A 23,350-nucleotide genomic window follows, 5' to 3' on the forward strand; every position below is an offset into this window, starting at 1 on the left:
TTCCGGCACTCGCTCATATACATGTAACAAGGAAAGAAAAGCGGAAGCGCCCTGGTCAGCCCCGACAAGCATAAGACGAGCGCTGACAGAAGGCGCTTTTTGCCTTCGGAAGTGATTGGCTAATGACCTCGAGGGGCTGGGCGCTGGAGCTGGACATCAGAGAAAAGCGGAAGCACCCTGGTCAGAGGAAGAACGGCTAAAGTCGCCAGTGTTGTAACTAAATTCGTGTTACAACCTTCGTCCTGTGGCAACGCCGTTCTGACCCACATCCTCACAAAGGAACGTCGACTAAGTTCTGGCACGTCCTGTGCCAATCGTCGACGCCAGCACATCCTGTGCAAGTCCGACAAGCATAAGACGAGCACTGACAGAAGGCGCTTTTTGCCTTCGGAAGTGATTGGCTTATGACCAGGGTTGCGAAGGACACTTTATCGCAACAAAAGATTGTAACGGCACTTGGTAACAACACTCGAGGCCGACTAAGATCGCCAGTGTTGCAACATAAACCGTGTTACAATCTTCGTCCTGTGGCGACGTCGGCACTAGCACATCCTCACAAAGCTGTGGCTTTGTTTCGTGCGATGTATCGCTGCCGCAGCGTTCCTTGTCCTGTGCGTCGTGGCTGGGCGCTTCCGCTAAACATCTGCACTTTAAAAGTTGTATTTTCTTATTTTGCTAATAAAGGAGTGGGATGGTGCCGGAAAAAAGTTTAAATATTACAAATGAAGTGCTGGAGGCCATTTTAAAATCAATTGACGAAGGAATCCATGTAATAGATTTACAAGGCAAAACCATTTTTTATAATGAAGTAGCGGCTCGTCTTGATGGGATGAAAATCGCCGAAGTGCTTGGAAAGCCGCTGCTTGAAGTGTTTCCTTCCTTAACAAGAAAAACCTCTACACTTCTACAGGTTATCGATAGGGGCAAGCCAATATACCATGAAAGCCAATCATATTTGAATCTTCACGGGGAAAAAGCGGAAACAATGAATACAACTTTGCCCATTTATGTAAAAGGCAAATTGATCGGTGCGGTTGAAATTGCCAAGGATTATTCCCGCCTGAGAATGCTGTCAGAAAGACTGCTTGATCTTGAAAGCAAAGTAAAGCGGAAAGAAAAGCCGAAAAGTTCAAATAATGGTGCCATTTATACATTCGATTCCATTATTACTAATGATCCTGTATTCAGAACTGTGATTTCGCGGGGAAGAAAAGCGGGAAAAACATCTTCTCCTGTTCTCGTTTATGGGGAAAGCGGAGTTGGCAAGGAGTTATTTGTCCAGGGGATCCACAACGAGTCTTATAGAAGAAAGGGACCGTTTATCGCCCAGAATTGTGCTGCCCTTCCAGAATCATTGCTGGAAAGCCTCTTATTTGGAACGGCAAAGGGCAGCTATACTGGAGCTTTGGAGAGGCCTGGCTTATTCGAACTTGCAAACGGAGGCACTCTTTTCCTTGATGAACTGAATTCTATGCCTGTGGAGCTTCAGGCAAAGCTGCTTCGAGTGCTGGAGGATGGCCAGGTAAGGCGGGTAGGGGGAGCGGTAAGTATTCCCGTAGATGTACGAGTGATTGCAGCAATGAATATCATGCCTGAACAAGCACTGGAGGAAAAGATCATCCGATCCGATTTATTTTTCAGATTGAATGTCCTGCGCTATGAGCTTCCGCCTTTAAGGAACCGCAAAAAGGACATATTGCTGCTGACCGAGCACTTTATTTCTATGTTTAACACAAATCTGAACTTGAACATTCAAGGTATAGATGAACAAGTTTCAGCAGTTTTTGTCCGCTACAACTGGCCCGGCAATGTCAGAGAGCTAAAACATACGATTGAATATATGATGAATGTATGTGAAGCTGACGTGCTTACAGCCATTGAGCTGCCCGGATCTTTTTCAGGGGCGGGTAAAAAAGCGGGGGCTGACAAGGTTTTTCCTTCACTTCGAAAAGCGCTTCGGGACGCGGAAGTTGAATTAATAAACAAAGCGCTGCTGCAAACAAGCGGAAACATTCTGCAATCAGCCAAGCTGCTTGGCATTCCGCGGCAAACGCTTCAATATAAGCTTGCGAAGCATGGGATGGAAGGGGATTCACATTACATACTGGACAGTAATTCAAAAAATTAAGTCATATTCTGCTCAATCAATATTTTGCTGATTGAGTTTTTTTATTGTAAATTTCCCGCTTTCTTAATTATTTTCTTAAACTTTGGCACGAAACTTGCATTAATAGTTAGTATCAAACCTAATGGAGGAATTGCTATGCTGCATGATTTATATAAACCAAAAAAGCACTGGAAAGAATTTGAACTTTGGAAGGATGTCACTGAAGAACAATGGAACAATTGGCTCTGGCAGCTGACCAATACAATCCGGACTATTGAGGATTTAAAGAAAATAATCAACCTTACAAAAGAGGAAGAGGAAGGAGTCAGGATATCAGTTAAAACGATACCCCTCAATATCACTCCCTACTATGCTTCGCTAATGAATCCGGACGATCCCCGCTGCCCGATTAGAATGCAATCTGTTCCGATTTCAAAGGAAATGTATAAAACAAAGTATGATATGGAGGACCCGCTCCATGAAGATGAGGATTCCCCGGTGCCTGGACTGACACACAGGTACCCGGACAGAGTTCTATTCCTTGTTACAAACCAGTGCTCAATGTATTGCAGGTATTGTACAAGGCGGCGTTTTTCGGGCCAAATTGGCATGGGTGTCCCGAAAAAGCAGCTTGATGCAGCGATTGGATATATCAGGGAAACTCCTCAGGTAAGGGATGTCTTGATTTCCGGGGGTGACGGCCTGCTTATCAATGACACCATACTTGAGTACATTTTAAAAAATCTCCGGGAAATTCCGCATGTTGAAATAATCCGGATAGGCACCCGGGCACCAGTTGTTTTTCCGCAGCGGATTACAGATAACCTTTGCAATATATTAAAAAAGTATCATCCTATCTGGCTCAATACTCATTTCAATACCAGCATTGAGATTACTGAAGAATCAAAAAAAGCCTGTGAAATGCTTGCCAATGCAGGGGTGCCGATCGGAAACCAATCAGTTATTCTTTCAGGAATCAATGACAGTGTAGCTATTATGAAAAAACTGATGCATGACTTAGTGAAAATCCGTGTCCGGCCTTATTATATTTATCAATGTGACTTATCGGAAGGAATCAGCCATTTCAGGGCTCCTGTTTCGAAAGGGCTGGAAATTATCGAGGGGCTGCGCGGCCATACCTCGGGTTATGCCGTACCTACTTTTGTTGTAGATGCTCCGGGCGGGGGAGGGAAGATCGCTCTTCAGCCAAACTACTTGATTTCACAGAGTCCAGATAAAGTAATATTAAGAAACTTTGAGGGCGTCATTACCTCCTATCCGGAACCTGAAAACTACATCGCAGGCCGTGCAGAGGACTATTTTAAAGAAGTTTATCCAGATTACGAGAATAAGAAATCGAACACCGGAATTGCGGCCGTTATGAATGAATCTAAGTTTAACTTGATACCGGAAAACCTGCAGAGATTGGACCGGCGCCATAAGTATCAGGAAGATCCGGAACATACTTCCTTAAAAGCTAAACGGGAAAAACGTGATGAAATGAAGGAAAAGAAGTTCCTGTCACAGCAGAGCAAACTTTCAGGGGCTAATAAAGCGGATGCTGAGAACATTTCAGAAACTGATTAAGGAGGCTCAAGGGAAATGAAATGTGATTGGTGTGGAAGTGAGGCAGCCAAAGGAGAAGATACAGTATATTGGGAACTTCCTGACGGAACCCGAGCGATTGAGATAACCGGGACCCCAGCCGTAATCTGTTCAGGATGTGAAATGGTCTATCAGACTGATGAAATAACAAAAGAAATCGAGGATCAGCTATTTTTAATAGATACAAAGAAGATAGATAAAGTTATTCATTATCAAAAATTGATGTCTCTTCCTAGGCTGCTGAAGAGAAATTACTTTGATTTTTAGTCTTGATATATAGATACTTCTACGAAATTATCTTATCAGACACAAACTGTATAAGAGAAGTCAGTGTCTCAATTGCCCGGGCGAGCATTAAATATAAAAAATAGAATATCAGGTATGGGGCTGTCCCGAAAGTCGGTTTATACTTTCGGACTGCTTCTTTTTTATTCAAAAAAAACACAAAAAAACCGTCACTTCTAGTAACTGTAAGTTACCACCCAAACAATCTAGAAAAGGACGATTTTTAGGAGCAATCCTATCGACTACTATTGAGAATTATACCACGCAAACCAGCCAAAAATGCATCCGGACACGAATAAGGCCACAAAATTTATGAATACGGGGATTGTACAAACTGTCCATTGAAATTACTCTGTACCAAAAGTAAGTGTAACCGCCAGGTTTTTTGGAAAACTTTATTTTAAGAAATGAAAGCAAAGGTAAGGCAGCCCCTTGAATGTGAGGACAAAGCCGCCATTTATGCCCGACGGAAGGCTGAGGTAGAAAGGGTTTTTGGCCATATCAAGGGCAATCATCGTTCTGCCAGTTTGCTCTTCGAGGACATGATAAGGTGCCTATCGAGTACGACATCGTGGCACCCGCCCACAACATGATTAAAGTGGCGGGCATCCGCCTAGCCACTTATAACTCACCGATCCCGACAAAAGAAACTGGCGAAAACGACCTGTTTTTCATCAGCTTTTTTTGTGTTTTAAGGACTTTTTAGAAACCCTTTTTTGAAATTAATAGGATAGTATTCTATCTCTTTTAAAAATGAAAAAATATTGAGGTTTTTTTTATACTAATAAAATGATTAGACAAGCTTTTTAAACTTTACTAATGTTAAAACTAATTTTTGTTGGCGTAAAAAATTATTCTTAAAAAACTAATTAATAGTTTGTAATATTAAACTTTTAAAAATATTTTGACAATTATATTTTCACCATGGTAATGTTAATTAAGAAACTAAATGTTAACAATTATAACGAGATGTTGCTTGGAGGTGTCGAATCAATAAAATGTAAGCGCTTAAAATTCCTTGACTTTGTGTTCAATTTAACTAAAAAGGAGCGGAAGAAATGGGGGCAATACTGGTTAGTAAAAAGGCGGTTGGAATTTTAACATTAATATTGATGATGATTTTTGTAACAGCATGCGGAGGGGCTAAAAGTGATACGGAGACCGCTTCAACAGAAAAAAAGAACTCATCAAAAAGCGGCAACAAGGTTCTCAGTATTGGTACTACTCCAGTTGGCGTGTCCTATAATTCAATTGGAAATGGGCTGGCTAAAGTCATAAGCACAAATTCATCGCTTAAAGTTTCAGTAAAACCATCAAACGGCGTAAGCGCTTGGGGACCGCAAATGAATAAGGGCGAGATTGAATTGGGAGTTGGTTCCGGGCCGGATATGGTCTGGGCATTTAAGGGGGAAAATGGTTATAAACGAACTGAAAATATGCGGCTGGTTGTCAGGGGGAATTACCTGGGTGTAACAGGGGCAGCAGTTCGAAAGAATTCCAATATCAAAACGATTGCTGACTTGAAAGGGAAGCGGGTAGCAGCTGACTATCCTGGTTCAGCAATTGCAAAGATGGTCCTTGAAGCGACGTTAAAAGCTAACGGTCTTTCCTGGGATGATGTGCAAAAAGTGCCGATTCCTACTACTGCTGCAGGAATAGAAGCTCTTCAGGATAACAGAGTGGACGCGGCGTTCGCACTAACCCCAACTACACCAATTGTTCAGGAAGTCCATAACGCGGTCGGTTTAAAATCGATTAATTTCATTGATGATGTAAAACCTGAGGCGATTACAGATATTCCACAGGAAAAGGTGGATGAAATCACATCGGTAGTACCGGGAGTAAGATTGGCTGTTGTAAAAGCGAACGGTTACATTGCAGAAGATGGAGTCGGAATTGAATACCCTTCCCAGCTTGTTGCTGCTGCTCAGTTGTCAGACGAATCAGTATACGAACTGATGGAAACATTGTGGGAAAACTACAAAGAGCTTCATCCAATCCATCTTTGGTTAAAAACATGGGTTCCTGAAACAATGTTCGATCCGAACCCAACTATCCCGTACCATCCGGGAGCTGTTAAGTTCTTTAAGGATAAGGGTCTCTGGAACGATGAAGTAGAGAAAATCCAGCAGGAGCTGCTAAAGCAAGCTGAATAAAAGATTTACAGCCTTAAGGTACGAATAAAAAAAGGAATAGTGTCGGCCTGCCTAGATTTAGGGGGTCGACATTTTATAAGAAAGGAGTTTAAACATGACGGCCAATAATGCAAATAGTAATGAAGAATCTGGCCAAGTCCTATTGGAGCCGGATATAGAATTTCGCAAATACCGTGTTTTCAAAAGCAGGTCAGTTAAAAATTTGTGGAATATCTTATTAGCTTTAATTCCTGTATCTGGTCTGCTCTATATTTTAGGTATTCATCAAAGATTGGGTCTTAGTTTATACGCTGAGCAGTATATTGGTTTATTTTTTGGTTTATTTCTTTCCGCAATCTTTCTGAGTGTTCCAATTAATAGCCGGGCATCCAAGGAAAGTGTACCTTGGTATGATTGGATTCTGGCAGCCCTCGGTTTAAATGCAGGGTTATATATAGTGATCTATTATCCTACCATTGTTCTCGATATCGGAACAGTAACAACTGGCCGTTTTATTTTAAGTGTAATTGCTATTCTATTAATATTAGAAGCCATTCGCCGTGTCCTCGGTAAAGGATTATTGATTGTTGTGCTTATTTTTATGGCATACGGTTTCTTTGCCCCTCATTTTCCAGGAGTTTTTAAAGGTACAGGCACTTCTGTAGAACAATTATTCAGTTATATGTATCTGGATTCTAATAGTTTACTAAGCATGCTGAACGTTGCTGCAACATTAGCCCTAAGTTTTATCTTTTTCGGACAAATATTGCTGTTGTTTGGCGGAGCAGATATTCTGAACGACATTGCCATTTCTGCATTTGGAAGATTTAGAGGAGGGCCAGCGAAGGCCGCCGTTCTTGGATCAAGTCTGGTTGGGACGATTACGGGGGGACCGGTGGCCAACGTTATCCTAACCGGAAATGTCACGATTCCTTTAATGAAGAAAAATGGCTATACAGCTGCACAGGCTGGGGCGGTGGAGTCCGTTGCGTCAACTGGGGGGCAAATCATGCCGCCTGTAATGGGTATTGCGGCATTCATCATTGCCGAAACACTGGGTGTACCATACACGGATGTGGCTTTAGCTGCACTCGTTCCAGCTTTGATGTTTTACATTTGTTTATTTTTCCAGGTGGATTTTATTGCTGGCCGAAGACAGTTAAAACGATTAAGTAAAGAGAATATTCCAGTCTTTACTCAAGTAATGAAAAAAGGGTGGATGATTGTACCTACTTTAGGTTCTTTGATTTACTTCCTATTTTTTCTCGGTACTTCTCCAGCGATTGCAGGTCTTTATGCTTCCGGGATTGCAATTATCTTTTTGTCATTTGAGAAAACGACAAGGCAAAAAATCGTCAGCCTTATTCCTCAAATGTTTGTAGATACCGGAAAAACGATGCTGGAAATCGGTATAGTGCTGGCGGCCGCCGGTTTAGTAGTAGGGATTACCGGTGTAACAGGTTTAGGTTTCAATCTTGGACTGATTTTATCCAGCTTTGCAGAATATGGTTTATTTGTACTTCTGGTATTAAGTGCTATTGTTTCAATTATTTTGGGGATGGGTATGCCATCGGTTGCAGCATATGCACTTGTGTCAGTATTGGTGGCTCCTACTCTAGTAGAACTGGGTGTCGACCAACTTTCAGCACATTTATTTGTTTTTTATTTCTCTATAGTCTCGAATTTTACTCCTCCAGTTGCAATGGCTTGTTTCACTGCAGCTCCAATCGCAAAGGAGAACCCGAACAAAATTGGGTTCCAGGCCATGCAGCTTGGTATCATAGGTTACCTGGTGCCATTTTTGTTCGTGTATGCCCCTGAAATGCTGATCCGTAAAGAGGCAATCGTACCTCTTGGTGAAAGTATTGTTACGATTGGTACCATGGTGCTTGGCTGCTACTTAATGGCCATGGCACTGGAAGGATTTTTCTTTAGAAAAATAAGTACGGTCAAACGAATTGTTGTCGCTGTATTAGCAGTTTGTCTCTTTGTCCCTATCTCAGTTTGGGAGTACAGTCATATACTTAACGGTGTTGCTTTCGTGCTAACAGTATTCTTCATGATCAATGAGTGGAGAACACGAGGAAATGTTCAGGAGGAACTGCCAATAAAAACGGTGGTTTAAGGCTGAGAGGGGGGTAAAGATTTGAGAGCGCATATGTTTATCAATAATCAGGATATAGAAACAGATGAGTATATTGAAGTAAAGGATCCGGGACGTCTTACTGATATTGTGGGCACAGTGTCAAAGGGTACTCCTATGCATGTAGACAAAGCTGTCCAAGCCGCACATCGAGCCTTTCTATCCTGGAAAAAAACGCCGCTTGAAGAACGGATTTCTCTCTTGCTTAAGGTTGCAGACAAACTTTCTGCAGAAACAGAAAAGGTGGCAAAGGTTGTTTCAAAAGAGAATGGAATGCTTGTTAACGCAACCAGATTAGAAATTGGAATGGCTGTATCAGGAATCAAAAATATTGTGGACCTTGCTGAAAATCACTTTCAGCCGAAGATATTTGAAGACGAGTCCGGCTGGGTTAGTGTAGAAAAGAAACCAATGGGTGTGATTGCAGGTATTGTTCCATGGAATGCACCTGTAGTACTGACGATGCAAAAATTGGCACCTGCCCTTATTGCAGGTAATACAATGGTTTTTAAACCTTCTCCTTTTGCTCCGATCGGGGTAACTATGATTCTGAAGATGGCGGCGGAATTCTTTCCGCCGGGAGTCATCAATGTTATCCATGGTGATGGAGATGTTGGAAATGCATTAACTGCACACCGTCTTGTGAGAAAGATATCCTTTACAGGCGGAGGAGCTACTGCTAAACATGTGATGAAAGCTGCTGCAGATACACTTAAGGGAATCCACTTAGAACTGGGCGGAAATGACCCTGCCATTATTCTGAAGGATGCCAATTTTGATGATGTTGTACCAAAAGTCGTAAACGGGGTTTTCCGCCGTTCGGGCCAATTCTGCTATGCGATAAAAAGAATTTATGTTCCCGATTCCAAGTATGATGAGTTTTTCGATAGAATGTGTGAACTTACCAAGGAATATAAGATTGGCCATCAATTAGATGAACGGACCACTTTTGGCCCAATGAATAACCGCAATCAATACGAAAATGTGCAGCATTTGATTGAAAGAATCAAGCAAAGTCCAGCACGATTGGTGGAACTTGGTACAAAGCTGGAACCTGAGAATTGGGAAAATGGCTATTACCTGAAACCTATAGTAGTAAGGGATGTAGATCCGTTACAGGAAATAGTCGCTTGTGAACAGTTCGGTCCTATCATCCCCTTAATTTCTTATCGAACAGAAAAAGAAGTTATCCAAATGGTTAATGACAGTGAATATGGACTTGGCTCTTCCGTTTGGACATCGGATTTTGAAAAAGGATTAAAGATTGCAAGGCAGATTGAAGCGGGAATGACCTTTATTAATGGTGCAGGTCAGACACCGCTGGGACATAAATATATCCCTTTTGGCGGTGTCAAACAGAGCGGGATCGGAAGGGAAAACTCGGAGATGATTTTTGATGAGTTTACCGAAACACATGGAATCAATTATCACAAGGTGATTGGCTAGGGGGAAAAGGCATGGATCAAAAGTTGACCCGTTACACGGCTTCCGATGCATTGTTGGAAGCATGTCAGGAAATAGGAGTTTCGTTTTTGTTCAGTAACCTTGGAAGTGATCATCCAGGGATTATTGAAGGTATGGCGAAAGCGAAAGCGTTAGGCAAGAAGCTGCCGCAGGTGATTATTTGTCCTCATGAATATGTGGCCTTAAGTGCGGCAATCGGTCATTATCAGGTAAGTGGTGAGGCACAGGGAGTTTTTGTACATACGGATGTGGGCACCCAGAATCTTGGAGGAAGTTTGCATAACGCGGCCCGTACACGTGTCCCCGTATTCATCTTTTCAGGTGAAACACCGAGTACAATGGAAGGGGAACTGCCAGGAAGCCGCAATTCACACATTAATTATCTGCAGAATGTATACGATCAGCGGGGAATTGTCAGGCCTTATGTAAAGTGGGAATATGATATCCGTACCGGGAGAAATGTCAAACAGCTGGTTTATCGTGCGATGCAGATAGCCAATACGGAACCCAAAGGGCCTGTCTATTTGACTGGTGCAAGAGAGGTTCTGGAAGAGGATGTTCCTATCACTGAAGACAAATCCCGAAAATGGAGGCCTATAGAAAGAGTGCCACTCTCTGATGAAGGTGTGGAACAAATTGTAAGATCCCTAGCAAATGCAAAAAATCCTGTGTTGGTAACATCCTATCTAGGCAGAAATACAGAAAGTGTGGAACTGCTTGTCCGTTTTTGTGAAAAACTGGCTATTCCTGTAATTGAAGTAAATGCAAGCTATATGAACTTTCCAACTGATCACTCCCTTCATTTAGGATTTGAGGGAGGAGACCTTATTTCCAATGCGGACGCTGCCCTTGTGATAGATTCAGATGTTCCGTGGGTCCCGACTGTAAATAAGCCGGGTGAAGAGTGCAAGGTATTTTATATAGATCCGGATCCGATAAAATCGGATCTGCCCCTGGCGTATATTCCTTCAGAAGGTTTGTTTCAGGCCGATTCATACCGGGCGCTTATCCAGCTTAATGAATATGCAGATTTGATGGATATTGACAGGGAATCTATTAAGCAGCGGTTTGAACAATTGAAAAAGCGGCATCTGATGCAGCGTGAAAACTGGAAATCGCTTGCGATACCTTCCTCTAATGGTGTAATTACTCCGGATTGGGTCACAGCATGCCTAAATAAGGTAATAGATGAAGAAACGATTATTCTAAATGAAACTATTACTAACTCCGGGTCTGTGTCGCGGCAAATTGACCGCAACCAGCCTGGAACGATGTTTGGTAATGGCGGATCGTCTCTTGGATGGAATGGAGGAGGCGCTTTAGGAGCAAAACTGGCAAAGCCAGATAAAACGATCGTCAGTCTTACAGGTGATGGTTCTTATTTGTTCAGTGTTCCGGCCTCTGTTCACTGGATGTCACGAAGATATAATGCACCTTTTTTAACAGTAATTTTTAATAACCAGGGATGGAATGCCACCAAAAATAACACTCTGAAAATCCATCCTGACGGGATTGCAAAGCGTGATGACCAATTCTGGGTGAATTTTGACCAACCAGCAGATTTGGCGAGGATTGCTGAAGCAGCAGGAGGAGCACTGGCATTAACGGTTTCAGATCCCAATGGGGTCGAGGAAGCGTTAAGAAGCGGTATCGATGCGGTTAAGTCCGGCCGTTCTGCGGTTATAGATGTAAAGATTCAGCAAATATCGTATCAGCAGGATTGACACCTTTGAATCCCAAATGGAGAGAAAGGAAACCAATGAAATGTCCAGCAGCCCACATGAGTAATCCTTTATGGACAAAGGATTTTGTCTTCACTACTTTGGCAAATTTTTTCTTGTTTTTCGGTTTTCATATGTTAACACCCACTCTGCCAGTTTATGTTATAGAGATGAACGGAACCAAGTTGGAGGCAGGATTGGTAGTCGGCATCTTCACATTATCCGCATTAATTACCAGGCCTTTTGCTGGTCGTGCATTGGATGTGCTGGATAAAAAGCATGTTCTTTTATTTGGACTGCTGGTATTCACTATTACCGTATTTAGTTGTGGATTGGCATTTTCGATAGCCTTGGTTCTGTTGCTCAGGATTTTACAGGGTGTTGGCTGGGGAGTGGCGACTACTGCGTACGCAACAATTGTGTCAGATTATATTACTGCGGAAAGAAGGGCCGAGGGTATGGGATACTTCGGCCTTTCTATTAATATGGGCATGGCGCTCGCCCCTTTGATGGGCATATGGGTAATGACCCATTGGGGTTTTACTTCTGTCTTTTTTATCGCAACCGCCTCAGTAGTACTTAGCTTTTTTTTTAGCAGATATATTTCTCTTCTAGAGCAGCCATCCAAAAGAGTAAGAGTTAAGGAAGCATCTATATTTGAAAAAAGCAGTCTATTGCCGGCGTTTTTAATAATGCTGATAACATTTGCTCATGGCGGGATCCTAAGTTCCCTTCCTTTATTTGGTTTGGAAGCAGGCATTAGAAATGTTGGATGGTTTTTTCTGGCAGCCGCCATTTTCATGATGATTACAAGGTCTATAGTTGGCAGGATAACTGACAGAAGGGGGCGTGAGTTTGTCTTGCTCCCGGGTGTGGCTGCATTAGTGTTAGGTCTGTTAATGCTTTCTATCTCTCGCAATACCCCTTTGCTGATGACCGCAGCATTATTTTACGGATCAGGTTTTGGCTCCATCCAACCCACCTTGCAGGCCTGGACGATAACCCGTGCAAAACCTGAGCGCAGAGGCATTGCAACAGCAACATATTTTTCCGCGTTCGACCTCGGCGTTGGAATAGGTGCGTTGTTTGTAGGACTCCTGACAAAATGGCTTGATTACTCTGCTACTTATAGGATTTCTATCATATTAATGATTGTCTTTGCAGCCGTTTATATCATATCCATGCTGAAAGAAAAAAAGGACGCAAGCGCAAATCCGAGTAACAGTAATGCAGTCATTTAAAAATTCAATAGAAAAGGAGTAATTGGATTGGACATTAAAGTTTGTAATTTTGATGAATTAATAGAAAAAGAACCATATACCGTCGCTTTGGAAGGAATTGAAGTCGGAATCATTAAATGGCAAGGAGAACTCTTTGCATATGAAAACAATTGTGCCCATATAGGCGGTCCTGTATGTCTGGGAGGAGTCTTCAATAAAGTCAGCCTGGTCTTAAATGAAGATAAAACAGTGGAAAAGGAGTGTGTTTCTGAAGATGAATTGCGCCTTGTCTGCCCTTGGCACGGATTTGAATATGATTTGAAAACAGGAGAGAGCGTATTTAGCAAAAGGTTTAAACTGCGCAAGTTTAACTCTTTTACAAAGTGCAATGAAGTATTTATTGAAATGTAGGGAGGGGATCCGTTTTGCAGAATGATATGCTTCTTCAGGAAATCAGCAGTAAACTATTTGAATTAAATGAGCTGCTTGAACAGGCGCTGCCTGATCAATTATTAAATAGCTTTGAAAGTGATGAGCTTAAGAGACTGCTGGATAATACTATTTTACTATATTCGAAAAAAGTCCAAAGCTCTGATGAATACGAGATTATCCATACAACCCAGCCTCTGCCGGGCAAGCATAAAATAACACAGACCGATACTGCGGTTTTTGTCGATCAGCTGCTAAAGCAATTGGAAATTGAAGTCTTTGAGCTGCAGATGTGGAGAAGCATGAAATAAACGTTAAGGGGTAGAGATATGCCGTCTTTAAATATTAATGATCATTTTTTGGATAATGCCCAGAAACAAGCGATAAAAAAAGGGATGTACGATTTTCCGATTTTCGATGCAGATTGCCATTATTTTGCTACGCCATTAAAGGAAGTTGCGGAGTTTGTTGACGAACCCTGGAAGCACCGGCTTAAGTATGCAGGTATTGGCGCTGCAACAACAACATTGCCGGCTGATTTGGGGGACCGTACACTAGGTGGCAGGACAAAGGTTAAAGAACATTTCAATACATTCCCAAAGCCAGACAGTGAATTATTGCCCCGTCAGATTTATCCGCTCCTGGACAGCTCCCGGAAAATGGGGATTGACTATAGTATTGTTTTTCCGACTGACCTCCTTACGCTAGGACTGCATCCGCAGACAGAGATGGAGGTGGCAATCGCATTTGGTTATGCTAGATGGATGACAGAAGCAATATTGCCATTTGATGATTCGTTAACCACAATGCTGTACCTGCCATTTTCAGATCCAAAAGCTTGTATAAAACTTGTTGAAGAATTTGCTGATAAAAAAGGCGTAATCGGTTTTATGGTCACAAGTGTCCGTTACCAGCCAGTCCATCATAACAGCTATATGCCTCTTTACGAATTGCTTGAGCAAAAGGGGATGCCACTTGGCTTTCATACAGTTTCACACTGGCAGGAAAAGCCTTTTACCCAATTTAACAATTTTCTTTCAGCTCATGCCCTTGGCTTCCCGCTCTACAACATGATACAGCTTACAAATATTGTGATTAACGGCATCCCGGAACGGTTTCCTAAATTAAAAATCATTTTCATTGAAGCAGGGGTATCCTGGATTCCGTTCATTATGAGACGTCTTGATAGTGATTATATGCTCAGATCATCTGAGGCTCCGCTTTTGAAAAAGCTGCCAAGCGAATACATTAAAGATTTTTATTTCACTTCCCAGCCCCTTGAATACTTTGAAAATATGGACGAAATGGAAATGGTATTTAAGACTTTTGATGCTGAAAACCAATTATTATATGCTTCGGATTATCCACATCAGGATTTTGATACACCAAGCACCATTTATGACCTTCCGTTCCTTAGCGAAAAAGCAAAAAGAAAAATTTTGGGAGAGAATGCCTTACACTTATTTGGAATAAAGGACCCTCAATTACACGCTAGAAAAGGCATGCCCGTTTATAAATGATTTGAAGATAAATCTACTTTTACGCTTGCCTACAGGAATGCGTTTACATAACAGAAAATAATTTTTCAGAATTTTCATAATTAACATTAAAAAAGTTGACGGGATGATTGGCAGGTGATATGGTATTTTTAATGTTAACGTAGTGTTTATTTCGTTAACACACAGATAATAAAGAGAGGAAGATTTTAATGGTAAAAAATCCTGTAGTGATTGTGGGAGCGGGTCCGGTCGGATTAACAGCAGCAGAAATCCTAAGTCAGCAAAGTATTCCAGTTCTGGTTATTGAAAAGAATGATTCTCCTAATAAGGAATGGAGGGCTTCGACCTTCCACCCTGGCACAATGGAACTGCTGGAACCAACAGGGCTGGCCGACGAATTGTTAAAAAGGGGACTGAAGGCTCCTATCATCCAATATCGTGATAGACAAACAGGTTTATATGCTGAGTTTGACGCAACCTTATTAAAAGATGAAACAAAGTATCCATTCAGATTGCAGTGCCCTCAATCAACATATACCCAAGTTGTTTATGAACGCTTGCAGGAACGTCCTGGCGCCACAATCATCTTCAATTCGGAAGTAATAGGATTCACGCAGGACAAAGATGGCGTTAATATTAAAATCCTTACGCCTGAAGGAGAGCAGGAAATGCAGGCATCCTTCCTTCTTGGTGCAGACGGTGCAAGAAGTTCTATAAGAAAACTATTAGGCTTAACTTTTGAGGGCTATACGCTTGAAGAAAGATTTCTTCTATCAGGTACGCCGGTTTCATTTGAAAAATATCTGCCTGATCTTGCTTATGTGAACTATATTTCTGATCCAGATGAATTCCTCTTTATTTTAAGAGTTCCGGAAGCATGGAGATTATTATATCCAATTCCGCCATCTGTTTCGGATGAAGAAGCTCTCAGTGATGAAAGAATTCAGCTTCAATTTAAAAAGGCTCTGAAAACGGAGGATACTTTCCCAATCGTTGAACGGATGATTTATCGTGTACACCAGCGGGTAGCAGAAAAGTTTTATGAAGGCCGGGTAGTATTGATGGGGGATGCGGCTCATATCAACAGTCCGCTTGGAGGCCTTGGTTTAAATAGCGGTATACATGACGCCGTTGATTTAAGCAGAAGGCTGGTACGGATATTGTCAAGCGAAAACGAAGAGCAGCTTGAAGAAGAACTTCAAATCTATAATAAGGTTCGCCGTCAGGTAGCTCTTGATTATGTAAAAGAAATTACGGAAAAGAATACCAGTTTAATGAAAGAAAAAGATCCTGAATATCGTCTGAAAATGCAAAAGCAAATGGCTGATACTGCTGCAAATCCGGAAAGTGCTAAAAAGTGGCTACTTCGTGCTTCACTTATATCGGCAGTCCGTGAGCAAGGGATTGGAGAACCCCCTAAGGCAACGCAAAACAGCTAAACGGCAAAAAAAGCAGAGAAAACAAAATGTTGCACTAGTTTCCAACGTTTTTATAAGTTCAAATCAAAAAATCCCCGGAGGTACCTATGATTAAAACGGATATTGAAAAACTTTTTATTAATCATATTGAAATCGTTTCCAAAGAAGCGGTCAAAATTTATAATCCAGCCTCTTTAAACGAGATTGTTGGAGAAATGTCGTTAGGTACGGAAGAGGATGTAGACCTGGCGGTTGAAGCTGCAGAGGCTGCCTGGAATAGTTGGTCTATAACTGCCCCTAAGGAACGTGGAGAACTTCTAAAAAAAATTGCTGACAGTATCGAAGAGTACAATGCTTCACTAGCGGAAATCCTAGTCCGGGAAAATGGAAGAGTCCTTTCTGAGGTAAAGGGTGATATTTTGGGTGGAGCGAATGTTCTCCGCTATTACAGCTCACTTACTGAGGAAGTCAAAAAAGAGGAAATTATTGAAAATCATCAAGGAAAGATGGTCCTGGCAAGACAGCCAATGGGTGTTGTTTCCATTATCGTTCCCTGGAACTCACCTGTTTATCTAACCTGTCTTATGCTTGGTCCGGCATTGATGGCAGGAAATACAGTGGTCATCAAGCCATCTACATACAGTCCTATTGCCCTGACAAGAATACTCACCGCTGCTGCAAAGATACTCCCTAAAGGTGTGCTAAATATTGTGCTGGGATCAGGTTCAACTGTGGGAGAAGCGATGGTGAGGCATCCAAAGGTTCGAAAAATCAGTTTTACAGGCAGTACGGAAGTTGGGGCAGGAATCATCAGAAGTTCAGCTGCAACTATTAAAAATGTCAGCATGGAGCTAGGCGGTAATGATGCAGCCATTATTCTAAGAGATGCAGAAATAAATGAAAGATTGATAGATGAGCTGATAAAAGGTGTTTTTATTGGCAGCGGCCAAATTTGTTATGGAGTAAAAAGAATTTATGTACAGCGTGAAAAATACACGGATTTTGTAGATCGTTTCATAGAAGCTGCCAGCCGGATTAAAGTAGGGAATGGCCTTGATGAGCGCTCAACAATTGGCCCGGTTAATAATAAAGCACAATATAGTATGGTAAAACAGTTAATCAGCCAGGCAGAAGCAAGTGGAGCAACTGTTACAGCGGCAGGTGAACTTGTCGAAGGTACAATTGCATCAGAAGGGTATTTTATTCTGCCTACCATTATTACCGGCGTTGAACAAAAACATCCAATTGTGCAGGATGAACAATTTGGACCTATTATTCCTATTATGCCATTTGAGACCGAAGAGGAAGCAATCGAAATGGCTAATGATACCGAGTTTGGTTTAGGTAATTCTATCTGGACAAGAGATGTGAATAGAGGGTTTCAGCTCGGTCGCAAGCTTCAGTCAGGAAGTGTTTTTGTCAATATCCACCGTGTTGGTGCCTCCGCTGTAAACATGCCTTTTGGGGGTTTTAAACAAAGCGGTATTGGAAGAGGGCATGGTGTAGAAGCTTTATATGAGCAAATGGAATTACAGGCGATTATCCATAGGAGTGATATGTAAAAATGAAAATAAAAGCTGCGGTAACCTATGAGAAAGGATTAGATTTTGAAATTAGAGAAATAGGGATACAATCTCCAAAACAAGGAGAGGTGCTTGTCCGGATGGTCGCTTCGGGGATTTGCCATACCGACCTTAATGCAAGAAACCAGCATCGGCCCGTTCCGTTACCAGCAGTGCTTGGGCATGAGGGAGCAGGGATAGTGGAAGAAGTGGGGCCAGGAGTTAATTCTGTCCAAGCAGGAGACCATGTGGTTTTTAGTCAAAGCTCATGCGGTTTTTGCAAAAAATGCAGAGCTGGAAAGCCCTTTGCATGCGAGAAAGCGTTTCAATTAAACTTTCTGGGAGCCATGCCAGATGGCTCCCATCGTCTGTATCAGGAAGAACAGCCTTTGTCCCATTTCTTTGGACAATCTTCCTTTGCATCCTATTCTGTAGCATCAGAACGAAGCGTCGTTAAAGTTTCCAAAGAACTACCGCTTGAAATGCTGGGACCGCTTGGATGCGGTATCCAAACTGGAAGCGGAACAATTTTTAACCGATTAAAACCCAGTATTGGATCAACCATTGCTGTTTTCGGCTGTGGAACGGTAGGATTAAGTGCCATTATGGCAGCAAAAGTTACGGGCGCTTCCAGGATTATTGGAGTCGATGTTCATGATAACCGCCTGGTGCTGGCACGGGAATTGGGAGCTACCCATACACTTAACAGCCGGGATCAGGATATTGTAGCGGCTATTCGTGATTTGACAGGAAGCGGTGTGGATTATGCTATTGACACCAGTGCACATCCGGATGTTTTTCGGCAGGCAGTTGATTGTACCGCCCAGTCAGGTACGGCTGTAATAATTGGAGGCCCACCTTTAGGAACACAGGTTACTCTTGACATGAACCACCTGTTATATGAACGTTCGATCATCGGAGTCTTGCAGGGAAATAGTGTTCCTCAAACGTTTATACCACAATTAATCGAATTATATCAAAGTGGAATCTTTCCTTTTGATAAACTTCTAAAATATTACCCATTTGAAGAAATAAATCAGGCAGTTCATGACATGGAAAAAGGGAAAACTATAAAACCAGTCATTCTAATGGAAAACGGCTGTTAATTTAAATAGGAAATGGGGAATTGGGCAATGGCCTTTAGGAAAAGCAGTACATATAAAATGATAGCGATCTTGATCCTTATATTAAATATGCTCCTGTTAAGTGCGTGTGGCGGAGCAGCAACAGGCGGCAAGGCTTCTGCCTCAAAGGATACTGTCAAAATCGGTGTAATTTTATCTCAAACAGGTCCATTCTCAGCACTTGCTGAAAACATTAAAAATGGTTTTGAGCTCTATCTTGAGCAAAATGGAAATAAGCTCGGAGGCAAGAAGGTAGAAGTTAAGTATGAGGATGATGAAGGAAATCCGCAGGTTGCTTTAAGGAAATATCGCCAACTGGTAAAAAGTGAAAAGATTGATGTATTGGTTGCTCCAATTCTATCTTCCGTTGCTTATGCACTAAGAGATGAAGTCGTAAAAGATAAAATCATTATGATCATACCTAATGCGGCAGCAAATGATATTTCATGGGAGCAAAAAAGCGACTATATTTACCGCGTCTCATTGTCTAATTGGCAAAATGGAACTAATGCGGCTTCCTACATTGCTGAAAATTTAGGAAAGACCGCTGTGACGGTTGCTAATGATTATGCTGCTGGAAAGGAAGAAATCGCTGCATTTAAAGCGGCTTTTGAATCCTCCGGAGGAAAAGTAATCAAGGAGATTTACTCAAAAATTGGTACTAACGACTATGCACCATATGTGACAGAAATCGCAAAAGAAAAACCTGATGTTGTCTATTCCTTCTTATCAGGGAATGATGCAATTAGACTTGTACAGCAGTACAGTGATTTTGGCCTTAAAGGAAAAATTCAGTTTACTGGTGCCTGGGAATTTGGAGATATGCTGGTAATTGAGCCTAGTGGGGACGCGATAGAAGGAGTCGTTTCAGGTGTTCTTTATACTCCTATGCTGGAAAATGAGCTGAATAAAAAGTTTGTTGCAGATTATCAGAAAAAATACAATAAGACACCAAGCACATTTTCTGTAGAGGGATACGACTCAGCCATAGTTATTGATAAGGCTATTAAAGAAGCTGGAGGCACTGACGCTGAGAAAATGATTCCTGTACTCAAAGGGATCACATGGGATAGCCCTCGCGGACAGATTACGATGGATGAAAAAACAAATAATCCAATTCAGGACTTTTATATTGTAAAAAATGTTAAAAAAGATAACAAGATTATTCCTGAAGTACTAGAAACCGTGGAAAAGGTGACAATGCCGGAATCTGCACCAAAATAATTATAGCTTACTTGGGGCTTTTGCCATTCGCTTAAGCCCCATTCTTATATTCGTTAACTAGGAGGGAGAACAATGTCTTTATCGATTCTTAGTGTGCAAATTTTGACAGGGTTAGCTTATGGAATGCTTTATTTTATGATAGCGGCTGGGCTTACCATCATTTTAGGAGTTATGAATATTGTAAATTTAGCTCATGGGACTTTCTTTTTAATAGGTTCATATATAGCTTTTTCGGTTCTTAATCTTCAGATGGGTTTTTGGGCAGCTATAGCAGCTTCAGTTGCAGTTGCTGTAATTCTCGGTTTTGTAATTGAGAAACTATTGATCCGCTGGGTTTACGGAAAAGAGCTTGAACAGGTATTGCTTACTTTTGGATTGAGCTTCATCATTGTTGATATTTCAAAATGGATATGGGGTACTGAAATGCAATCTATTTCGGTTCCGGGGTTCTTATCAGCCTCCATATCAATTGGTGAGATGGTCTTCCCAGTTTACCGGTTTTTTGTAGTATTTGTCGGTCTGGCTCTAGCTTTACTTTTATGGTATTTCGAAAGCCGGACAAGGATTGGAGCGATTATCCGTGCAGGCGTTGATGATAGAGCGCTGGTTTCTGCTCTAGGAATTAATATTGGCTGGGTGTTCACCGGAGTTTTTATGTTTGGTGCGGGATTGGCAGGTTTAAGCGGTGTACTAGGCGCACCACTGTTAGGAATCTACACTGGAGTTGACTCGGAAATACTGGTTACCTCCTTGATAGTGCTTGTAATTGGGGGTCTCGGTTCATGGAAAGGATCCTTTATAGGGGCAATTGTAATCGGCCTGATTGAGACAATGGGTAAGGTTTGGTTTCCTTCACTTTCCATGTTGATTGTATTCTTGCTTATGGTTGTAGTATTAATTATCCGTCCTCAAGGGTTGCTTGGAAAAGAGGTGGCATAGTGTCCAAGAATCTTTTGTCTATCGTTGCTTTGATTGTAGGAATTGGAATGGCGCCATTTCTTCTTTCTGACTATGGTGTAAGCTTGGCTACTGAAATTTTAATTATGTCAATATTCGCAGTGAGCTTAGGCATGATTATGGGCTATGCGGGAATGGTTTCGTTTGGTCATGCAGCTTTTTTTGGAATAGGTGCCTATACAGTTGCGTTGCTGGGAGAGAAGATCCCGAGTGTGTATGCCTTGATCCTTCTATCCATTCTTATTACAGCAGTAGTGGCTTTAATAAGTGGAGCGGTTTTCATCCGTACTTCGAATTTCTCATTCCTCATGATTACACTGGCTTTCGGGCAACTATTGTTTGCATTGGCCTGGAAAATGGAACATTGGACTGGAGGAGCAGATGGAATAAAAGTTTCTGCTTACCTCGACTTCGGTTTCGGAGAGATATATAGCCCGTTAGGCCTCTATTATACGATGGCTATAGCCTTTATACTTGTATACCTTCTTTTAAGGGCGTTTGTGAACTCACCTGCCGGGAAAATTACTAAAGGTATTATGGAAAATGAGTCCCGTATGAAAGCACTTGGCTATAATGTCCGAATTTATAAGCTTATAGCTTATTGTTTTTCAGGAGCCATCGCCGGATTTGGCGGTTCGCTTTATGCTTATTTTAATCTTTTTGTAAGCCCAGATCTAACCCATTGGACATTATCAGGACAGGTTATGCTGATGGTAATAATTGGAGGGGTAGGTACATTGCTTGGACCATTTATTGGAGCTGGAGTTTTTATCGTACTTCAGAATTTTATCAGTACATATACTGAGAGATGGCCTTTAATTATGGGTATTCTATTGGTTGCTCTTGTCCTTATTGGTAAAGGGGGAGTCATTCATTGGTTTGGCTTAGCAGGAAAGCATCTGAAAAAACGTGAAAAGCCGGAACTCGAAGCTGCAACTCAACCTTTAAAAAAGGAGGTAGCTAAATGAGTTTATTGAAAGTGGACAATATCAGTAAATCGTTTAAGGATCTGCAAGTACTATCAAATGTTTCGCTGGAAGTCAAACCAGGCGAACGCCATGTGATTATTGGTCCTAATGGTGCCGGGAAGACGACCCTGTTTAATTGCATTACTGGTGTTCTCCCTCTTAATTCCGGAGCAGTCCATCTAGATGACGTGGAAATCAGCAAAATTCCTTCCCATAAGCTTGTCCATTTAGGGCTATCAAGAACTTTTCAAAAGAATAACTTGTTTGGAAATTTGACGGTAGAAGATAATATCAAGCTGGCAATTGCTGCACGCAAGCCCTATCGGTATCAGATATTAAAATCTCTCACAAATTATCAGGATATTTCAAAGGAAACAAGAGAACTTCTCGAAGAATGGGAAATCTCGCACAGAAGGAATGTGGCTGTGAACGAACTTTCCTATGGGGAACAGAGGCTTTTGGAAGTTTTGCTCGCGCTGGCTTCCAAACCGAAAATCCTTCTTTTTGACGAGCCGACGTCAGGAATGTCTCCGGTAGAAACGATGCAGACTGCTAAAATGATTCAAAGACTGCCACGCTCAGTTGCCATTCTTGTCATTGAGCATGATATGGAAGTAGTTTTTTCGATTGCTGACAGGCTTACGATGCTTCACCATGGGGAAGTAATTTTAAGCGGCAGTCCTGATCAGATTAGAAATAACCAGCTTGTTAAGGAAATTTATTTCGGAGGTGGCGCAAAGGCCCATGCTTGAACTTAAAGATGTACACTCACATTATGGCACGAGCCATATTTTGCAGGGAGTTTCATTTAAAGTACCCACTGGGAAATGTGTCGCCCTTTTGGGACGGAATGGTGCAGGCAAGACAACTACGATCCACACAATATCCGGTTTGGTTAAGTCAACTAAAGGAAGTATAGTGTTCTTGGAACATGAAACAGCTTCTCTTCCATCCCATAAAATATCACGGCTTGGCCTTGGTTTAGTTCCCCAGGGCCGGCGGATATTTCCTTCACTGACTATTCGGGAAAACTTAACAATGGCTGCCAGGGAAAATTTAAAAACAGGAAAAAAAGACTGGGGTTTGGAAAAAGTTTATGATTTATTCCCTGTATTGAAAGAAAGAGAAAAGAATATGGGTACCCAGCTATCAGGAGGACAGCAGCAGATGTTGGCCATTGGAAGGGCACTGATGACCAATCCCCAATTATTGCTTATGGATGAACCGTCTGAAGGACTCGCTCCTGTTATTATTGATCAGGTGGGAGATATCATTAATGAATTAAAAAAAACAGGTTTATCAATCCTTATGGTGGAACAAAATCTCTCACTTGCCTTTCATGCAGCTGACGAAATTTTAATCATGAATAAAGGAACCATTGTCTGGAAAGGAACGCCTGATGAACTTAGGGCAGCGGAAGACATTCAAAGCAAGTATTTAGGTGTTTAATATAATAGGAAGAAACTAGGCAGAGCCGTAAAAATGTTTT

The 23,350-nt window shown here is 41.8% G+C and carries 19 protein-coding genes; all 19 read left to right on the plus strand.

What is annotated here, in order from left to right; translation table 11 throughout:
* The first annotated feature begins 694 nt into the window (after window positions 1-694).
* Window positions 695-2,128, plus strand: a complete 1,434-nt coding sequence (locus CVD28_RS13345; RefSeq protein WP_374702529.1) for a sigma-54 interaction domain-containing protein — start codon at window positions 695-697, stop codon at window positions 2,126-2,128.
* Window positions 2,129-2,263: 135 nt separating this feature from the next.
* Window positions 2,264-3,694: a lysine 2,3-aminomutase gene (gene ablA / locus CVD28_RS13350; RefSeq protein ID WP_101592869.1), complete on the plus strand. Its 1,431-nt coding sequence runs from the start codon at window positions 2,264-2,266 to the stop codon at window positions 3,692-3,694.
* A gap of 15 nt (window positions 3,695-3,709) precedes the next feature.
* Window positions 3,710-3,979, plus strand: coding sequence for a YokU family protein (locus tag CVD28_RS13355; RefSeq protein WP_101592870.1), 270 nt, complete (start codon window positions 3,710-3,712; stop codon window positions 3,977-3,979).
* A gap of 1,076 nt (window positions 3,980-5,055) precedes the next feature.
* Entirely contained in the window at window positions 5,056-6,153 is a 1,098-nt protein-coding gene (locus CVD28_RS13360; protein WP_101592871.1) for a TAXI family TRAP transporter solute-binding subunit, read from the plus strand.
* A gap of 94 nt (window positions 6,154-6,247) precedes the next feature.
* On the plus strand, window positions 6,248-8,257 hold the full coding sequence (locus CVD28_RS13365) for a TRAP transporter permease (RefSeq protein ID WP_101592872.1): 2,010 nt from the start codon (window positions 6,248-6,250) through the stop codon (window positions 8,255-8,257).
* A 21-nt stretch (window positions 8,258-8,278) separates the two neighbouring features.
* Complete coding sequence (locus CVD28_RS13370) at window positions 8,279-9,721, plus strand: aldehyde dehydrogenase family protein (RefSeq protein WP_219621197.1); 1,443 nt, start codon at window positions 8,279-8,281, stop codon at window positions 9,719-9,721.
* Between the two features lie 11 nt (window positions 9,722-9,732).
* Complete coding sequence (locus CVD28_RS13375; protein WP_101592873.1) at window positions 9,733-11,463, plus strand: thiamine pyrophosphate-requiring protein; 1,731 nt, start codon at window positions 9,733-9,735, stop codon at window positions 11,461-11,463.
* Window positions 11,464-11,498: 35 nt separating this feature from the next.
* On the plus strand, window positions 11,499-12,701 hold the full coding sequence (locus CVD28_RS13380; RefSeq protein ID WP_101592874.1) for an MFS transporter: 1,203 nt from the start codon (window positions 11,499-11,501) through the stop codon (window positions 12,699-12,701).
* Between the two features lie 27 nt (window positions 12,702-12,728).
* Window positions 12,729-13,091 (plus strand): Rieske (2Fe-2S) protein, encoded by a 363-nt coding sequence (locus CVD28_RS13385; protein WP_180954160.1) that lies wholly within the window; start codon window positions 12,729-12,731, stop codon window positions 13,089-13,091.
* Window positions 13,092-13,105: 14 nt separating this feature from the next.
* Window positions 13,106-13,420: a hypothetical protein gene (locus CVD28_RS13390; RefSeq protein WP_101592876.1), complete on the plus strand. Its 315-nt coding sequence runs from the start codon at window positions 13,106-13,108 to the stop codon at window positions 13,418-13,420.
* Between the two features lie 18 nt (window positions 13,421-13,438).
* Complete coding sequence (locus CVD28_RS13395) at window positions 13,439-14,629, plus strand: amidohydrolase family protein (protein WP_101592877.1); 1,191 nt, start codon at window positions 13,439-13,441, stop codon at window positions 14,627-14,629.
* A 188-nt stretch (window positions 14,630-14,817) separates the two neighbouring features.
* On the plus strand, window positions 14,818-16,047 hold the full coding sequence (locus tag CVD28_RS13400) for an FAD-dependent oxidoreductase (RefSeq protein WP_101592878.1): 1,230 nt from the start codon (window positions 14,818-14,820) through the stop codon (window positions 16,045-16,047).
* A gap of 86 nt (window positions 16,048-16,133) precedes the next feature.
* The gene (locus tag CVD28_RS13405) at window positions 16,134-17,588 is read left to right on the plus strand and encodes an aldehyde dehydrogenase family protein (RefSeq protein WP_101592879.1); all 1,455 of its coding nucleotides are present in this window, start codon (window positions 16,134-16,136) and stop codon (window positions 17,586-17,588) included.
* 2 nt (window positions 17,589-17,590) lie between these two features.
* Window positions 17,591-18,694, plus strand: coding sequence for an NAD(P)-dependent alcohol dehydrogenase (locus CVD28_RS13410; RefSeq protein WP_101592880.1), 1,104 nt, complete (start codon window positions 17,591-17,593; stop codon window positions 18,692-18,694).
* 27 nt (window positions 18,695-18,721) lie between these two features.
* The gene (locus CVD28_RS13415) at window positions 18,722-19,936 is read left to right on the plus strand and encodes an ABC transporter substrate-binding protein (protein ID WP_101592881.1); all 1,215 of its coding nucleotides are present in this window, start codon (window positions 18,722-18,724) and stop codon (window positions 19,934-19,936) included.
* Window positions 19,937-20,008: 72 nt separating this feature from the next.
* Window positions 20,009-20,875 (plus strand): branched-chain amino acid ABC transporter permease, encoded by an 867-nt coding sequence (locus CVD28_RS13420; protein ID WP_101592882.1) that lies wholly within the window; start codon window positions 20,009-20,011, stop codon window positions 20,873-20,875.
* A complete protein-coding gene (locus CVD28_RS13425) occupies window positions 20,875-21,861 on the plus strand; it encodes a branched-chain amino acid ABC transporter permease (protein ID WP_101592883.1) in 987 nt (328 codons plus the stop codon). Before CVD28_RS13420 ends, CVD28_RS13425 begins: the two co-directional genes overlap by 1 nt.
* Window positions 21,858-22,613 (plus strand): ABC transporter ATP-binding protein, encoded by a 756-nt coding sequence (locus CVD28_RS13430; RefSeq protein ID WP_101592884.1) that lies wholly within the window; start codon window positions 21,858-21,860, stop codon window positions 22,611-22,613. The genes CVD28_RS13425 and CVD28_RS13430 overlap by 4 nt, the downstream gene beginning before the upstream one ends.
* Window positions 22,606-23,310, plus strand: a complete 705-nt coding sequence (locus CVD28_RS13435; protein ID WP_101592885.1) for an ABC transporter ATP-binding protein — start codon at window positions 22,606-22,608, stop codon at window positions 23,308-23,310. The genes CVD28_RS13430 and CVD28_RS13435 overlap by 8 nt, the downstream gene beginning before the upstream one ends.
* The last annotated feature ends 40 nt before the right edge of the window (window positions 23,311-23,350 follow it).

This window comes from Bacillus sp. M6-12, assembly GCF_002860285.1.
In the GTDB taxonomy this organism is placed as follows: Bacteria; Bacillota; Bacilli; order Bacillales; family DSM-1321; genus Peribacillus.

Excerpts from the sequence above, each read along its gene's own strand:
- CVD28_RS13375 (WP_101592873.1), top strand. The coding sequence starts at position 9,733 with ATGGATCAAAAGTTGACCCGTTACACGGCTTCCGATGCATTGTTGGAA.
- CVD28_RS13355 (WP_101592870.1), top strand. The coding sequence starts at position 3,710 with ATGAAATGTGATTGGTGTGGAAGTGAGGCAGCCAAAGGAGAAGATACA.
- CVD28_RS13405 (WP_101592879.1), top strand. The coding sequence starts at position 16,134 with ATGATTAAAACGGATATTGAAAAACTTTTTATTAATCATATTGAAATC.
- CVD28_RS13395 (WP_101592877.1), top strand. The coding sequence starts at position 13,439 with ATGCCGTCTTTAAATATTAATGATCATTTTTTGGATAATGCCCAGAAA.
- CVD28_RS13435 (WP_101592885.1), top strand. The coding sequence starts at position 22,606 with ATGCTTGAACTTAAAGATGTACACTCACATTATGGCACGAGCCATATT.
- CVD28_RS13380 (WP_101592874.1), top strand. The coding sequence starts at position 11,499 with ATGAAATGTCCAGCAGCCCACATGAGTAATCCTTTATGGACAAAGGAT.
- CVD28_RS13365 (WP_101592872.1), top strand. The coding sequence starts at position 6,248 with ATGACGGCCAATAATGCAAATAGTAATGAAGAATCTGGCCAAGTCCTA.
- CVD28_RS13360 (WP_101592871.1), top strand. The coding sequence starts at position 5,056 with ATGGGGGCAATACTGGTTAGTAAAAAGGCGGTTGGAATTTTAACATTA.
- CVD28_RS13430 (WP_101592884.1), top strand. The coding sequence starts at position 21,858 with ATGAGTTTATTGAAAGTGGACAATATCAGTAAATCGTTTAAGGATCTG.
- CVD28_RS13420 (WP_101592882.1), top strand. The coding sequence starts at position 20,009 with ATGTCTTTATCGATTCTTAGTGTGCAAATTTTGACAGGGTTAGCTTAT.
- CVD28_RS13400 (WP_101592878.1), top strand. The coding sequence starts at position 14,818 with ATGGTAAAAAATCCTGTAGTGATTGTGGGAGCGGGTCCGGTCGGATTA.
- ablA (WP_101592869.1), top strand. The coding sequence starts at position 2,264 with ATGCTGCATGATTTATATAAACCAAAAAAGCACTGGAAAGAATTTGAA.
- CVD28_RS13410 (WP_101592880.1), top strand. The coding sequence starts at position 17,591 with ATGAAAATAAAAGCTGCGGTAACCTATGAGAAAGGATTAGATTTTGAA.
- CVD28_RS13415 (WP_101592881.1), top strand. The coding sequence starts at position 18,722 with ATGGCCTTTAGGAAAAGCAGTACATATAAAATGATAGCGATCTTGATC.